General features: G+C 69.7%; 13 protein-coding genes. All 13 read left to right on the forward strand.

Annotated elements, in window-relative coordinates:
* Positions 1 to 18: 18 nt before the first annotated feature.
* The 13 genes from ACQHII_RS34970 to ACQHII_RS35030 all read left to right on the forward strand — a co-directional run bounded on the left by ACQHII_RS34970 (position 19) and on the right by ACQHII_RS35030 (position 14,068).
* Positions 19 to 1,539, forward strand: coding sequence for a UDP-N-acetylmuramoyl-L-alanyl-D-glutamate--2,6-diaminopimelate ligase (locus tag ACQHII_RS34970; protein ID WP_427925478.1), 1,521 nt, complete (start codon positions 19 to 21; stop codon positions 1,537 to 1,539).
* 4 nt (positions 1,540 to 1,543) lie between these two features.
* On the forward strand, positions 1,544 to 2,959 hold the full coding sequence (locus ACQHII_RS34975; RefSeq protein ID WP_427923014.1) for a UDP-N-acetylmuramoyl-tripeptide--D-alanyl-D-alanine ligase: 1,416 nt from the start codon (positions 1,544 to 1,546) through the stop codon (positions 2,957 to 2,959).
* A complete protein-coding gene (mraY, locus tag ACQHII_RS34980; RefSeq protein WP_019067757.1) occupies positions 2,956 to 4,029 on the forward strand; it encodes a phospho-N-acetylmuramoyl-pentapeptide-transferase in 1,074 nt (357 codons plus the stop codon). The genes ACQHII_RS34975 and mraY overlap by 4 nt, the downstream gene beginning before the upstream one ends.
* On the forward strand, positions 4,011 to 5,444 hold the full coding sequence (murD, locus tag ACQHII_RS34985) for a UDP-N-acetylmuramoyl-L-alanine--D-glutamate ligase (protein ID WP_427923015.1): 1,434 nt from the start codon (positions 4,011 to 4,013) through the stop codon (positions 5,442 to 5,444). The genes mraY and murD overlap by 19 nt, the downstream gene beginning before the upstream one ends.
* Positions 5,445 to 5,465: 21 nt before the next feature.
* Positions 5,466 to 6,833, forward strand: a complete 1,368-nt coding sequence (gene ftsW / locus ACQHII_RS34990) for a putative lipid II flippase FtsW (RefSeq protein ID WP_427923016.1) — start codon at positions 5,466 to 5,468, stop codon at positions 6,831 to 6,833.
* Positions 6,834 to 6,839: 6 nt separating this feature from the next.
* Complete coding sequence (gene murG, locus ACQHII_RS34995) at positions 6,840 to 7,931, forward strand: undecaprenyldiphospho-muramoylpentapeptide beta-N-acetylglucosaminyltransferase (RefSeq protein WP_427923017.1); 1,092 nt, start codon at positions 6,840 to 6,842, stop codon at positions 7,929 to 7,931.
* Between the two features lie 25 nt (positions 7,932 to 7,956).
* Entirely contained in the window at positions 7,957 to 8,751 is a 795-nt protein-coding gene (locus tag ACQHII_RS35000) for a cell division protein FtsQ/DivIB (protein WP_427923018.1), read from the forward strand.
* A 279-nt stretch (positions 8,752 to 9,030) separates the two neighbouring features.
* Complete coding sequence (gene ftsZ, locus ACQHII_RS35005; protein WP_427923019.1) at positions 9,031 to 10,221, forward strand: cell division protein FtsZ; 1,191 nt, start codon at positions 9,031 to 9,033, stop codon at positions 10,219 to 10,221.
* Positions 10,218 to 10,946, forward strand: a complete 729-nt coding sequence (pgeF, locus tag ACQHII_RS35010) for a peptidoglycan editing factor PgeF (RefSeq protein ID WP_427923020.1) — start codon at positions 10,218 to 10,220, stop codon at positions 10,944 to 10,946. The genes ftsZ and pgeF overlap by 4 nt, the downstream gene beginning before the upstream one ends.
* 6 nt (positions 10,947 to 10,952) lie before the next feature.
* Positions 10,953 to 11,672, forward strand: coding sequence for a YggS family pyridoxal phosphate-dependent enzyme (locus tag ACQHII_RS35015; RefSeq protein ID WP_427923021.1), 720 nt, complete (start codon positions 10,953 to 10,955; stop codon positions 11,670 to 11,672).
* A gap of 128 nt (positions 11,673 to 11,800) precedes the next feature.
* Positions 11,801 to 12,442: a cell division protein SepF gene (locus ACQHII_RS35020; protein WP_026178397.1), complete on the forward strand. Its 642-nt coding sequence runs from the start codon at positions 11,801 to 11,803 to the stop codon at positions 12,440 to 12,442.
* Between the two features lie 50 nt (positions 12,443 to 12,492).
* Positions 12,493 to 12,783 carry a YggT family protein gene (locus ACQHII_RS35025; RefSeq protein ID WP_019067748.1) on the forward strand — a complete coding sequence of 97 codons (291 nt, stop codon included), beginning with the start codon at positions 12,493 to 12,495 and terminating at the stop codon, positions 12,781 to 12,783.
* Positions 12,784 to 12,835: 52 nt separating this feature from the next.
* Positions 12,836 to 14,068 (forward strand): DivIVA domain-containing protein, encoded by a 1,233-nt coding sequence (locus tag ACQHII_RS35030; RefSeq protein WP_427923022.1) that lies wholly within the window; start codon positions 12,836 to 12,838, stop codon positions 14,066 to 14,068.
* Positions 14,069 to 14,256 lie beyond the last annotated feature (188 nt).

The raw sequence follows: 14,256 nt of genomic DNA on the forward strand, positions 1-14,256 counted from the left end.
CCCCAGAAGGGCGCATCCGTGACATACCCGGGGCCGCCCAGGCCGGCGCAGCTCTCCGCCACACCCCTCGCGGAACTCGCCGACCAACTGGGCACCGCCGAGCCGGTGTCGACCGCCGAGGTCACGGGTATCACCCATGACTCGCGCGCCGTCCGCCCCGGCGACCTGTACGCCGCCCTGCCCGGCGCCCGTGTGCACGGCGCCGACTTCGTGACCCAGGCGGCCGGTCTCGGCGCCGTGGCGGTCCTCACGGACCCGGCGGGCGCCGAGCGCGCGACCGCGACCGGCCTGCCGGTACTGGTCGTGGCCGATCCGCGCGGGCGGATGGGCGAGCTGGCGGCCACCATCTACGGCCACCCCGGCCGCGACCTCCTCCAGATCGGTATCACCGGCACCTCCGGGAAGACGACCACCGCCTACCTCGTAGAGGGCGGGCTGAAAACGGTCCGGTCGACCGGTCTGATCGGTACGGTCGAGACCCGCATCGGCGACGAGCGCATCAAGTCCGAGCGCACGACCCCCGAAGCCACCGATCTCCAGGCCCTGTTCGCGGTCATGCGCGAGCGCGGGGTCGACGCGGTCGCCATGGAGGTCTCCAGCCACGCGCTGGTCCTCGGCCGGGTCGACGCCTGCGTCTTCGACGTCGCGGTCTTCACCAACCTCAGCCCGGAGCACATGGAGTTCCACTCCGGCATGGAGGACTACTTCCGGGCCAAGGCGCAGCTTTTCACCCCGCTGCGCAGCAGGCAGGGAGTGGTCAACCTCGACGACGAGTACGGCCGCAGGCTCGCCGCCGAGGCCACGGTCCCCGTGACCACCTACTCCGCCGAGGGCCACCCGGACGCCGACTGGCGCGCCGAGGACGTCCAGGTCGGCCCGATGGACTCGGCGTTCACCGCGGTCGGCCCCAAGGGCGAGCTGATCACCGCTCGTTCGCCGCTGGCCGGCTCCTTCAACGTGGCCAACACTCTCGCCGCGATCGCCGCCCTGGCCACCGCGGGCCTCGACCCGCAGCTCGCCGCCGACGGCATCGCCGCCGTGCCGGGCGTACCGGGGCGCCTGGAGCGCGTGGACGCCGGACAGCCGTATCTCGCGGTCGTCGACTACGCCCACAAGACGGACGCCGTCGAATCGGTCCTGCGCGCGCTGCGCAAGGTCACCGAGGGCAAGGTGCACGTCGTGCTCGGCTGCGGCGGGGACCGGGACAGGACCAAGCGCGAGCCGATGGGCGCCGCCGCCGCCCGGCTCGCCGACACCGCCGTCCTGACGTCGGACAACCCCCGCTCCGAGGACCCCCTCGCGATCCTCGCGGCGATGCTCCGGGGTGCGGCCTCCGTGCCGGCGCACGAGCGCGGCGAGGTCGAGGTCTTCGAGGACCGGGCCGCCGCCATCGCCGCCGCCGTCGCCCGCGCACGGCCGGGGGACACCGTGCTGGTAGCGGGCAAGGGCCACGAGCAGGGCCAGGACATCGCCGGAGTGGTCCGTCCCTTCGACGACCGCCAGGTGCTTCGCGAAGCCATCAAGAAGACCCAGGGATGAACTTGTGATCGCCCTCTCCCTCGCCGAGATCGCAGCAGTCGTCGGCGGGCAGACGCACGACATACCGGATCCGTCCGTCCAGGTCACCGGCCCGGTGGTCCGCGACTCCAGGGAAGTGCAACCAGGCAGCCTCTTCGTCGCCTTCGTCGGCGAGCGCGTCGACGGCCACGACTTCGCGGACGCAGTCGTCGAGGCGGGCGCGGTGGCCCTCCTGGCGTCCCGCCCGGTCGGCGTGCCCGCGATCGTCGTGGACGACGTCCAGAGCGCCCTGGGCGCCCTCGCCCGCCATGTCGTACGACGGCTCGGCGCTACCCTCGTCGCCCTCACCGGCTCGGCGGGCAAGACCAGCACCAAGGACCTCATCGCCCAGGTGCTCTCGCGCAAGGCGCCCACGGTGTTCACACCGGGATCGTTGAACAATGAGATCGGGCTGCCGCTGACCGCGCTGAGCGCCACCGACGAGACGAGGTTCCTCGTCCTGGAGATGGGCGCCCGCGGGATCGGTCACATCCGCTACCTCGCGGACCTGACGCCCCCGCAGATCGGCCTCGTCCTCAACGTCGGCACCGCCCACATCGGCGAGTTCGGCGGCCGGGAGCAGATCGCGCAGGCAAAGGGCGAACTCGTAGAAGCGCTCCCTTCGGTTGAGGACGGCGGTGTCGCGGTCCTCAACGCCGACGATCCGCTCGTACGGGCCATGGCGTCCCGTACGAAGGCGAAGGTGATCCTTTTCGGAGAGTCCGGCGAAGCGGACGTACGGGCCGAGAACGTGAGACTCACGGACAGCGGACAGCCCGCCTTCAGCCTTCACACACCCTCCGGGTGCAGCGAAGTGACCATGCGCCTGTACGGTGAGCACCACGTGTCGAACGCGCTCGCCGCGGCCGCCGTCGCCCATGAGCTGGGCATGTCCGCAGACGAGATCGCCACCGCGCTCTCCGAGGCGGGCTCCCTCTCCCGCTGGCGGATGGAGGTCACCGAGCGACCGGACGGCGTGACCATCGTCAACGACGCCTACAACGCGAACCCCGAGTCCATGCGAGCCGCCTTGCGCGCGCTCGCGGCCATGGGCAAGGGGCGGCGGACCTGGGCGGTGCTCGGCAAGATGGCCGAGCTCGGGGACGAGGCGCTCGCCGAGCACGACGCGGTCGGACGGCTGGCCGTCCGGCTCAATGTCGGCAAGCTCGTCGCGGTCGGGGGCAGGGAAGCGTCCTGGCTGCAACTGGGCGCATATAACGAGGGTTCGTGGGGTGAGGAGTCGGTGCACGTGTCCGACGCACAGGCGGCGGTCGACCTGTTGCGCAGCGAGTTGCGCCCGGGAGACGTCGTTCTCGTGAAGGCGTCCCGGTCGGTCGGTCTGGAGAGCGTGGCGCAGGCGCTCGTCGAGGCCGGTACCGAGGGTGGGGTTGCCGTCCGATGATGAAGCAGATCCTGTTCTCAGGAGTCATCGGCCTGTTCCTGACCCTGGTGGGCACCCCGCTGCTGATCAAGCTGCTGGCCCGCAAGGGCTACGGCCAGTACATCCGCGACGACGGCCCGCGCGAGCACGCCAGCAAGCGCGGTACGCCGACGATGGGCGGCATCGCCTTCATCTTCGCGACGGTCGCCGCGTACTTCCTGTCCAAGGTCATCACCGGTTACGCGCCGACCTATTCGGGTCTGCTGGTGCTCGGTCTGATGGTCGGCATGGGCCTGGTCGGCTTCCTCGACGACTACATCAAGATCGTCAAGCGGCGTTCGCTGGGCCTGCGGGCCAAGGCGAAGATGGCCGGCCAGCTGATCGTCGGCATCAGCTTCGCGGTGCTCGCCCTTCAGTTCCAGGACGCCCGCGGCAACACCCCGGCCTCCACGAAGCTGTCGTTCATCACGGACTTCGGCTGGAAGATCGGCCCGATCCTGTTCGTGATCTGGGCGCTGTTCATGATCCTCGCGATGTCGAACGGCGTGAACCTGACGGACGGTCTGGACGGCCTGGCCACCGGCGCCTCGGTGCTGGTCTTCGGCGCCTACACGTTCATCGGCGTCTGGCAGTTCCAGGAGTCCTGCGCCAACGCGCAGACCCTGACCAACCCGAACGCCTGCTACGAGGTGCGCGATCCGCTCGACCTCGCGGTCATCGCCTCCGCGCTGATGGGGGCCTGCCTGGGCTTCCTGTGGTGGAACACCTCGCCGGCCAAGATCTTCATGGGGGACACCGGTTCGCTGGCCCTCGGCGGTGTCCTCACCGGTCTGGCGATCCTCTCCCGCACCGAGCTGCTCGTCGCCATCATGGGCGGCCTCTTCGTCCTCATCACCATGTCGGTGGTCATCCAGGTCGGCTCCTTCAAGCTCACCGGCAAGCGGGTCTTCCGCATGGCCCCGCTCCAGCACCACTTCGAACTCAAGGGCTGGTCCGAAGTGCTCGTGGTGGTCCGCTTCTGGATCATCCAGGGCATCTGCGTGATCGTCGGCCTGGGCCTCTTCTACGCGGGATGGGCAGCGGAAAAGTGACCGATGGGCAGGGGCTCTCCTGGGAGGGCAAGCACGTCACCGTCGCCGGACTCGGCGTCTCCGGGATCCCGGCGGCCAAGGTCCTGCACGGCCTCGGCGCGCTCGTCACGGTCGTCAACGACGGCGACGACGAGCGCTCCCGGGCCCAGGCGGCCGACCTGGAGACGCTCGGCATCACCGTGCGCCTCGGCGACGGAGCGACCCTGCCCGAGGGCACCGAACTGATCGTCACCACCCCCGGCTGGCAGCCCGACAAGCCGCTGTTCACGGCGGCCCGTGAGGCGGGCGTGCCGGTCTGGGGCGACGTGGAGCTGGCCTGGCGCCTGCGCGGCCCCGAGGCGGCCCCCTGGCTGGCCGTCACCGGCACCAACGGCAAGACCACCACCGTCCAGATGCTCGCCTCCATCCTGAAGGCGGGCGGCCTGCGCACGGCGGCGGTCGGCAACATCGGCGTCTCGGTCCTGGACGCCGTACTCGGGGACGAGGAATACGACGTCCTCGCCGTCGAACTGTCGAGCTATCAGCTCCACTGGGCACCTTCAGTCCGCGCCCACTCCGCCGCCGTTCTGAACCTGGCGCCCGATCACCTCGACTGGCACGGCTCGATGGAGGCGTACGCCGCCGACAAGGGCCGTATCTACGAAGGCAATCGGGTCGCCTGCGTCTACAACGTCGCCGACAAGGCCACCGAGGACCTGGTCCGCGAGGCCGATGTCGAGGAGGGCTGCCGGGCGATCGGGTTCACGCTGGGCAGCCCCGGGCCGTCCCAACTCGGCGTCGTGGACGGCATCCTGGTAGACCGCGCCTTCGTCGAGGACCGGCAGCGCAACGCGCAGGAGCTGGCGGAGATCTCGGACGTCAATCCGCCGGCCCCGCACAACATCGCCAACGCCCTTGCCGCCGCTGCCCTCGCGCGCGCCTTCGGGGTGCCCGCCAAGGCCGTACGGGACGGGCTGCGGGCCTTCACGCCCGACGCGCACCGCATCGCGCACGTGGCCGATGTGGACGGCGTCGCGTACATCGACGACTCCAAGGCCACCAACACCCATGCGGCGGAAGCCTCGTTGGCGGCCTACGAGTCGATCGTGTGGATCGCGGGCGGACTCGCCAAGGGTGCCACCTTCGACGAACTCGTGGCCAAGTCGGCAAAGCGACTTCGGGGCGTGGTGCTGATCGGCGCCGATCGTGCGCTCATCCGGGAAGCCCTGGCGCGACACGCGCCGGAAGTACCCGTCGTCGACCTCGCCCGGACCGACACTGGGGCGATGCTCGCGGCTGTCCAGGAGGCACAGCGGCTCGCCGCCGCCGGCGACACGGTGCTGCTCGCCCCGGCCTGCGCCTCCATGGACATGTTCGCCAACTACAACAAGCGCGGTGACGCGTTCGCCCAGGCGGTTCGCGAACTCGGCGCCTGACCGACGTGAGCGGAGGCGCTGATGCCCAGTAGCCGTACCGGCCGGCCGCCCGTGCAGCAGCGGCCCCCCAGACGTCCCGCCGCCGCACGGACCGTACGGGACAACCCCCTACGACGGCTGTACGCCAACGCGCGCCGGGCCTGGGACCGGCCGCTGACCGCCTACTACCTGATCGCCGGCGGCAGCGTGCTGATCACCGTGCTGGGTCTGGTGATGGTCTACTCGGCCTCCCAGATCACCGCGCTCCAACTGTCGCTGCCCGGCTCGTATTTCTTCCGCAAACAGTTCCTCGCCGCCTGTATCGGCGGGGTGCTGGCGCTGGCCGCCTCGCGGATGCCGGTCAAGTTGCACCGGGCGCTGGCCTATCCGATCCTCGCGGGCGCCGTCTTCATGATGGCGCTGGTGCAGCTGCCGGGGATAGGGATGTCGGTCAACGGCAACCGCAACTGGATCTCGCTCGGCGGCTCCTTCCAGATCCAGCCCAGCGAGTTCGGCAAGCTGGCCCTCGTCCTGTGGGGCGCCGATCTGCTCGCCCGCAAGCAGGACAAGGCGATGCTGTCCCAGTGGAAGCACATGCTGGTGCCGCTGGTGCCGGTCGCGTTCATGCTGCTCGGACTGATCATGCTCGGCGGCGACATGGGCACGGCGATCATCCTCACCGCGATCCTGTTCGGCCTGCTGTGGCTGGCCGGTGCGCCGACCCGGCTCTTCGCCGGCGTGCTGTCGATCGCGGGCGTGATCGGTGTGATCCTCATCAAGACCAGCCCCAACCGCATGGCCCGGCTCGCCTGCATCGGCGCCACCGAGCCCAAGACCGGGGTCGCCGACTGCTGGCAGGCCGTGCACGGGATCTACGCGCTGGCGTCGGGCGGGATCTTCGGCTCCGGGCTCGGCGCGAGTGTGGAGAAATGGGGTCAACTCCCCGAAGCCCACACCGACTTCATCTTCGCCGTCACCGGTGAGGAACTGGGCCTGGCGGGCACGCTGTCGGTCCTCGCTCTCTTCGCGGCTCTAGGCTATGCGGGTATCCGCGTGGCCGGACGCACGGAGGACCCCTTCGTGAGGTATGCCGCGGGAGGTGTGACCACCTGGATCACCGCTCAGGCGGTGATCAACATCGGTGCGGTGCTCGGCCTGCTGCCGATCGCCGGCGTCCCGCTCCCGCTGTTCTCCTACGGGGGTTCCGCCCTGCTGCCGACCATGTTCGCCATCGGGTTGCTGATCGCCTTCGCGCGCGACGACCCCGCTGCGCGGGCGGCGCTTGCGATGCGGCAACCCCGCTTTGGTAGAAAGCGGGGGGCCAGGGGACCCGGTTCCGGTCGGAGTCCCCGCAGATGGAACACGATGAGACGGCGTGCCTCGGCGGCGCGTTCGTCCGGAGAGCGGTGAATTTCGGTGCATGTCGTACTCGCCGGTGGGGGGACCGCCGGCCACATCGAGCCCGCGCTCGCCCTCGCGGACGCCCTGCGCAGGCAGGACCCCACCGTGGGGATCACGGCCCTGGGTACGGAACGCGGCCTTGAGACCCGCCTCGTACCCGAGCGGGGCTACGAACTCGCGCTGATCCCCGCCGTACCGCTGCCCCGCAAGCCCACCCCGGAACTGATCACCGTGCCGGGCCGGCTGCGCGGCACGATCAAGGCCGCCGAGCAGATCCTGGAGCGCACCAAGGCGGACGCGGTCGTCGGCTTCGGCGGCTATGTGGCGCTGCCCGGCTATCTCGCGGCCAAGCGCCTCGGGGTGCCGATCGTGATCCACGAGGCCAACGCCAGGCCCGGGTTGGCCAACAAGATCGGCTCGCGCTACGCGGCCAGGGTCGCCGTCTCGACGCCCGACAGCAAGCTGCGGGACGCCCGCTACATCGGCATCCCGCTGCGCCGCTCCATCGCCACCCTGGACCGCGCGGCCGTACGGCCCCAGGCCCGGGCCGCGTTCGGCCTCGACCCGAACCTGCCGACGCTGCTGGTCTCCGGCGGCTCGCAGGGCGCCCGGCACCTCAACGAGGTGGTCGAGCGGGTCGCGCCGTACCTCCAACAGGCCGGAATCCAGATCCTGCACGCGGTCGGCCCGAAGAACGAACTGCCGCAGGTGCACCAGATGCCGGGGATGCCCCCCTACATCCCGGTACCGTACGTGGACCGGATGGACCTCGCGTACGCCGCGGCCGACATGATGCTCTGCCGCGCGGGCGCGATGACCGTCGCCGAACTCTCCGCCGTCGGACTCCCGGCCGCCTACGTCCCGCTGCCCATCGGCAACGGCGAACAGCGGCTGAACGCCCAGCCGGTGGTCAAGGCCGGCGGCGGACTCCTGGTCGACGACGCGGAACTGACGCCCGAGTGGGTCCAGGGCAACGTCCTGCCCGTGCTCGCCGATCCGCACCGGCTGTACGAGATGTCGCGCGCGGCAAGCGAGTTCGGCCGCCGGGACGCCGACGACCTGCTCGTCGGCATGGTGTACGAGGCGATCGCCTCGCGGCACCGCTAGCCAGATGTGAGAGAGGCAGGGGATCGTGGCCGGACCGACGACCGCCGAACGCGGTGAACGCCAACAGGGGTCGTCCGGCCCGCCCCTTGTCCGGCGCCTGGGGCCGCGACGCCTTCGTCTGATTGTCGTACTCGCCCTCGCCGCAGTCCTGTTGGGCGCCGCCGCGGTCTGGCTGCTCTACGGCTCGCAGTGGCTGCGGGTGGAGAAGGTGTCGGTCTCCGGGACGAAGGTTCTGACGCCGGAGCAGGTGCGCGAAGCCGCCGGAGTTCCGGTCGGCGGACCGCTCATTTCCGTCGACACCGATGCGATCGAAGCCCGACTTCGTAAGAAATTGCCCCGAATTGACACTGTTGACGTAGTCCGTTCCTGGCCTCATGGAATCGGGCTGAAAGTGACCGAACGCAGCCCGGTACTGGTGGTGAAAAAGGGCGGAAACTTCATCGAAGTGGACGACGAGGGCGTCCGATTCGCCACCGTTTCCACGCCGCCGAAGTCCATCCCCACCCTCGAATTGGCGCTCTCTCCCACAGCTTCCTCCGCCGTCGGCCTGCGCCGTTTCGGCGAGGACCGACTCGTCCGCGAGGCGGTGCGCGTCACGGGTGACATTCCGGCCGCGGTCGCGCGGGACACACAGGTCGTCAAGGTCCGTTCCTACGACGACATCTCGCTGGAGTTGAGCGGCGGCCGGACCGTCTCCTGGGGAAGCGGCGACAAGGGCGCGGCGAAGGCGCGTACGCTCACCGCTCTCATGAAAGCAGCTTCCGGAGCCCGGCACTTCGACGTAAGTGTTCCCACCGCCCCTGCGTCAGCCGGGAGTTGACGCACATTCGCGCAGGCCAGCACCCTGGTTGGGCACCGCTACGGCTGATCACATAGGGTGAAAAGAAAAACGGGAGGTTCGGCGTGTTCGTTGAACGTGCGCCACTTGTCGACTTAGTGTCCTGTTCAGAAGACTTCAAGGAACAGACACACTGGTAACCCTAAACTTCAACGTTAGGGTTCGGGTCGGCACTACGGACCGTCCCATTCGGCATCTGTCGTCGGGGTGCGGGCAACCGCGCGGCGACGGCAACGTAATTCGAGGCGAGAGGCCTTCGACGTGGCAGCACCGCAGAACTACCTCGCAGTCATCAAGGTCATCGGTGTCGGCGGCGGTGGTGTCAATGCCATCAACCGGATGATCGAGGTCGGCCTCAAGGGCGTCGAGTTCATCGCCATCAACACCGACGCGCAGGCGCTGTTGATGAGCGACGCCGACGTCAAACTCGACGTCGGCCGCGAACTCACCCGCGGACTCGGCGCCGGCGCCAACCCGGCCGTCGGCCGCAAGGCCGCCGAGGATCACCGCGAGGAGATCGAGGAGGTCCTCAAGGGGGCCGACATGGTCTTCGTGACGGCAGGCGAGGGCGGCGGCACCGGCACCGGCGGCGCCCCCGTCGTGGCCAACATCGCCCGCTCGCTGGGCGCCCTCACCATCGGCGTGGTCACCCGCCCCTTCACCTTCGAAGGACGGCGCCGGGCCAACCAGGCCGAGGACGGCATCGCGGAACTCCGCGAAGAGGTCGACACCCTCATCGTCATCCCGAACGACCGGCTGCTGTCCATCTCGGACCGCCAGGTCTCGGTCCTCGACGCCTTCAAGTCGGCGGACCAGGTCCTGCTCTCCGGCGTCCAGGGCATCACCGACCTGATCACCACGCCCGGCCTGATCAACCTCGACTTCGCCGACGTCAAGTCCGTGATGTCCGAGGCCGGTTCGGCCCTCATGGGCATCGGCTCGGCCCGCGGCGACGACCGCGCGGTGGCGGCGGCCGAGATGGCGATCTCCTCGCCGCTGCTCGAAGCCTCCATCGACGGCGCCCGAGGCGTCCTGCTCTCCATCTCCGGCGGCTCCGACCTCGGCCTGTTCGAGATCAACGAAGCGGCCCAGCTGGTCAGCGAGGCCGCCCACCCCGAGGCCAACATCATCTTCGGCGCGGTCATCGACGACGCCCTCGGCGACGAGGTCCGGGTCACCGTGATCGCGGCCGGCTTCGACGGCGGCCAGCCGCCGACCCGCCGCGAGACGACCATGGGTTCGTCCTCGGCCCGCCGCGACGAGCCGACTCCGGTACGGCAGAACGAGAGCCGTCCGTCCTTCGGCTCGCTCGGCAGTGTCAAGCCCAAGGAGGAGCCGGAGCCCGCGCAGGAGCCGGTCGCCGACCTCCCGGTGGCCCCGCCGGTCCCGCCGTCGCGGACCTACTCGGACAGTGCCGCCGAGGAGCTGGACGTACCGGACTTCCTGAAGTGATAGGACAGTCCGACACCGTGAGCGGCGCGCATTTCGCCTTCACCGACAGGTGGGGCGGGGTGAGCGCCGTTCCGTACGAGGAGCTCAACCTCGGCGGCGCGGTCGGTGACGACCCCGACGCGGTCCGTACCAATCGCGAACTGGCCGCCAAATCACTGGGCTTGGACCCGGCCCTGGTGGTCTGGATGAACCAGGTGCACGGCGCGGACGTGGCGGTCGTCGACGGGCCCTGGGGCGCCGACGGCATCCCGTCCGTCGACGCGCTCGTCACCGCCCGGCGCGGACTCGCCCTCGCGGTCCTGACCGCCGACTGCACCCCGGTCCTGCTCGCTGACCCGGTCGCCGGGATCGCGGGCGCGGCCCACGCCGGACGCCCGGGCATGGTGGCGGGGGTCGTACCCGCCGTCGTACGGGCCATGACGGAACTCGGCGCCGATCCCGCCCGGATCGTCGCCCGCACCGGACCCGCCGTCTGCGGCCGGTGCTACGAAGTACCCGCGGACATGCGCGCCGATGTCGCCGCCGTGGAACCCGCGGCGTACGCCGAGACGAGCTGGGGCACTCCCGCGGTCGACGTGACCGCCGGAGCGCACGCGCAGCTCGACCGGCTCGGGGTGCGCGACCGGGAGCGGTCGCCGGTGTGCACCCGTGAATCGGGCGACCACTTCTCGTACCGCCGCGACCGCGTCACCGGGCGGCTCGCGAGCTATGTGTGGCTGGACTGATGGTGCATGACGGACCGTAGGGACGAACTCGCCGCGAATCTGGCGAAAGTCGAGGAGCGCATCACCGCCGCCTGTACGGCGGTCGGGCGGAAGCGCGAAGAAGTGACCCTGGTCGTGGTCACCAAGACCTATCCGGCGAGCGACGTACGGACGCTGGCCGAACTCGGTGTGCGCCATGTCGCCGAGAACCGGGACCAGGACGCCGCCCCGAAGGCGGCCGAATGCGCGGATCTGCCGCTGAGTTGGCACTTCGTCGGTCAGTTGCAGACCAACAAGGTGCGATCGGTGGTCGGTTACGCCGATGTCGTGCAGTCGGTCGACCGGGCCCGGCTCGTGACCGCGCTGTCGAAGGAGGCCGAGCGGTCCGGGCGCGAACTGGGCTGTCTCATCCAGGTCGCGCTCGACGCGGGAGTGAGCGGGCGGGGCGAGCGCGGTGGCGTGGGGCCCGGCGGCGTAGGGGAGTTGGCCGACCTGGTGGCCGCCTCGCCGGGGCTGCGGCTCGACGGGCTGATGACCGTCGCCCCGCTCACCGGGGAGTACGCGGGACGCCAACAGGAGGCGTTCGGGCGGTTGATGGATTTGTCGACTGACCTGCGCCGAGCCCATCCGGCTGCGAACATGGTGTCGGCAGGGATGAGTGCGGACCTCGAACAGGCCGTGGCAGCCGGAGCGACACATGTACGCGTCGGCACTGCGGTACTCGGCGTGCGCCCCAGGCTCGGGTAACGTCGCCAGGAAGTCGGACCACAGCAGAAAATATGGTCATTGCCGCCGAAGGCGGGCACAACGACCTCGTGGATCGCGGGCACTTGGCAGTCGTCAGCCGATCCACCACAGAGCGGAGGACTCAGAGAATGGCCGGCGCGATGCGCAAGATGGCGGTCTACCTCGGCCTCGTGGAGGACGATGGGTACGACGGCCGGGGTTTCGACCCCGATGACGACTTCGAACCCGAACTGGACCCGGAGCCCGAGCGGGACCGTCGACGGCACGAGCCGTCGCACCAGGCGCACAGTTCACATCAGTCCCAAAGGGACGAACCGGTACGAGTGGTGCAGCCTCCGGCCCCTCGCGATCCGGTGTCCCATTCCGCTTCACTGGGTGCGGAATCAGGGCGTCCGGCGCGCATCGCGCCCGTGGCATCCATCACACAAGAACGCCAGTCCCTGGAGAAGAACGCACCGGTGATCATGCCCAAGGTCGTGTCGGAACGAGAGCCTTACCGGATCACCACACTTCACCCCCGGACCTACAACGAGGCCCGTACCATCGGGGAACACTTCCGTGAAGGCACCCCGGTGATCATGAATCTGACTGAGATGGATGACACAGACGCGAAGCGACTTGTCGACTTTGCGGCCGGTTTGGTGTTTGGTCTTCACGGCAGCATCGAGCGGGTGACGCAGAAGGTGTTCCTGTTGTCGCCTGCTAACGTCGATGTCACGGCGGAGGACAAGGCCCGCATCGCAGAGGGCGGGTTCTTCAATCAGAGCTGAGACAGACAGCCGCTAGGAAGCACGGAACAGGGGAGAGGGAAAGACAGACCATGAGCGTGTTCGCGCAGGTGATCTACATCGCGCTGATGGTGTTCCTCATCGTGCTCATCTTCCGGTTGGTCATGGACTACGTCTTCCAGTTCGCCCGCTCATGGCAACCCGGCAAGGCGATGGTGGTCGTTCTTGAGGCCGCCTACACTGTCACCGATCCACCGTTGAAGCTTCTACGGCGGTTCATTCCGCCGTTGCGTCTCGGGGGCGTGGCGCTCGACCTGTCCTTCTTCGTCCTGATGATCATCGTCTACATCTTGATCTCTATCGTGGGCAATCTCGCGGGGTGACAGTGGACGATACGGTCTTGCCGACTGCCGATGACTACGTTGAGGTGAAGAGATGCCGTTGACCCCCGAGGACGTGCGGAACAAGCAGTTCACGACCGTCCGCCTCCGAGAAGGCTATGACGAGGACGAGGTTGATGCCTTCCTCGACGAGGTCGAAGCCGAACTGACGCGCTTGCTCCGCGAGAACGAGGACCTGCGCGCCAAACTGGCCGCGGCCACGCGTGCCGCTGCCCAGAACCAGCAGAACATGCGCAAGCCCCCCGAACAGGACCAGCAGCAGGGCGGCATGCAGCAACAGGGGATGCCCCAGCAGGGCATGCCCCCGCAAGGCATGCCGCAGCAGGGCATGCGCGGTCCGGGCGCCCCGGTGCCCGCCGGCATATCGGGCCCGCCGCAGCAGATGGGCGGCCCCATGGGCGGCCCGCCCCAGCTGCCGAGCGGCGCCCCGCAGCTCCCGCCCGGCCCCGGCGGCCAGGGTGGCCCGCAGGGTCAGGGTCCGATGGGACAGGGCCCCATGGGCCAGGGTCCGATGCAGGGTCAGATGGGCCAGGGGCCCATGCAGGGCCAGATGCAGCAGATGGGCCAGGGCCCGATGCAGGGTCAGATGGGCCAGCCCCCCATGCAGCAGCAGATGGGCATGGGCGGACCGATGGGCGGCGGCATGCCGCAGCAGGGCCCCGGTGGCGACAGCGCCGCCCGTGTCCTCTCGCTGGCCCAGCAGACCGCCGACCAGGCGATCGCCGAGGCCCGTTCCGAGGCCAACAAGATCGTCGGCGAGGCCCGTTCGCGCGCCGAGGGTCTTGAGCGCGACGCCCGAGCCAAGGCCGACGCCCTGGAGCGGGACGCGCAGGAGAAGCACCGCGTCGCGATGGGCTCCCTGGAGTCCGCCCGCGCCACGCTGGAGCGCAAGGTCGAGGACCTGCGCGGCTTCGAGCGCGAGTACCGCACGCGCCTGAAGTCCTACCTGGAGTCCCAGCTGCGCCAGTTGGAGACCCAGGCCGACGACTCGCTGGCTCCGCCGCGCGCTCCGGCCGCCGCGTCGCTTCCGCCGTCCCCGGCGCCCTCGATGGCCCCGGCAGGCGCGAGCGCCCCGTCGTACGGCGGCCCGCAGGGCATGGGTGGCATGGGAGGCCCGGCTCCGGCCGGTCCGTCCTACGGCGGCCAGCAGCAGATGTCCCCGGCGATGACCCAGCCGATGGCTCCGGTCCGCCCGCAGGGCCCGTCCCCGATGGGCCAGGCACCCTCGCCGATGCGCGGTTTCCTGATCGACGAGGACGACAACTGACCGGCCTGTAGTACGCCTCAGGCGTCGGCAGCGTTCAAAGGGCGGGGCCCCCGGGATCTTCCGGGGGCCCCGCCCTTTTGCTTTCAGGGGCGCGGGGGCTGTATCGATGTGCGGCTCCGCCGCGTGGGCGCACGGCTTCCGGCCCGAACCGGGGCAACGAGAAGGGCCCAGCCTCCTCCACGGAGACC

The sequence above is a fragment of the Streptomyces sp. cg40 genome (assembly GCF_050320165.1).
Taxonomy (GTDB): domain Bacteria; phylum Actinomycetota; class Actinomycetes; order Streptomycetales; family Streptomycetaceae; genus Streptomyces; species Streptomyces hokutonensis.

Coding starts and splice junctions, on each gene's coding strand:
- mraY (WP_019067757.1), top strand. CDS start 2,956: ATGATGAAGCAGATCCTGTTCTCAGGAGTCATCGGCCTGTTCCTGACC.
- murD (WP_427923015.1), top strand. CDS start 4,011: ATGGGCAGCGGAAAAGTGACCGATGGGCAGGGGCTCTCCTGGGAGGGC.
- ftsW (WP_427923016.1), top strand. CDS start 5,466: ATGCCCAGTAGCCGTACCGGCCGGCCGCCCGTGCAGCAGCGGCCCCCC.
- ACQHII_RS35015 (WP_427923021.1), top strand. CDS start 10,953: ATGACGGACCGTAGGGACGAACTCGCCGCGAATCTGGCGAAAGTCGAG.
- ACQHII_RS35020 (WP_026178397.1), top strand. CDS start 11,801: ATGGCCGGCGCGATGCGCAAGATGGCGGTCTACCTCGGCCTCGTGGAG.
- ACQHII_RS35025 (WP_019067748.1), top strand. CDS start 12,493: ATGAGCGTGTTCGCGCAGGTGATCTACATCGCGCTGATGGTGTTCCTC.
- ACQHII_RS35030 (WP_427923022.1), top strand. CDS start 12,836: ATGCCGTTGACCCCCGAGGACGTGCGGAACAAGCAGTTCACGACCGTC.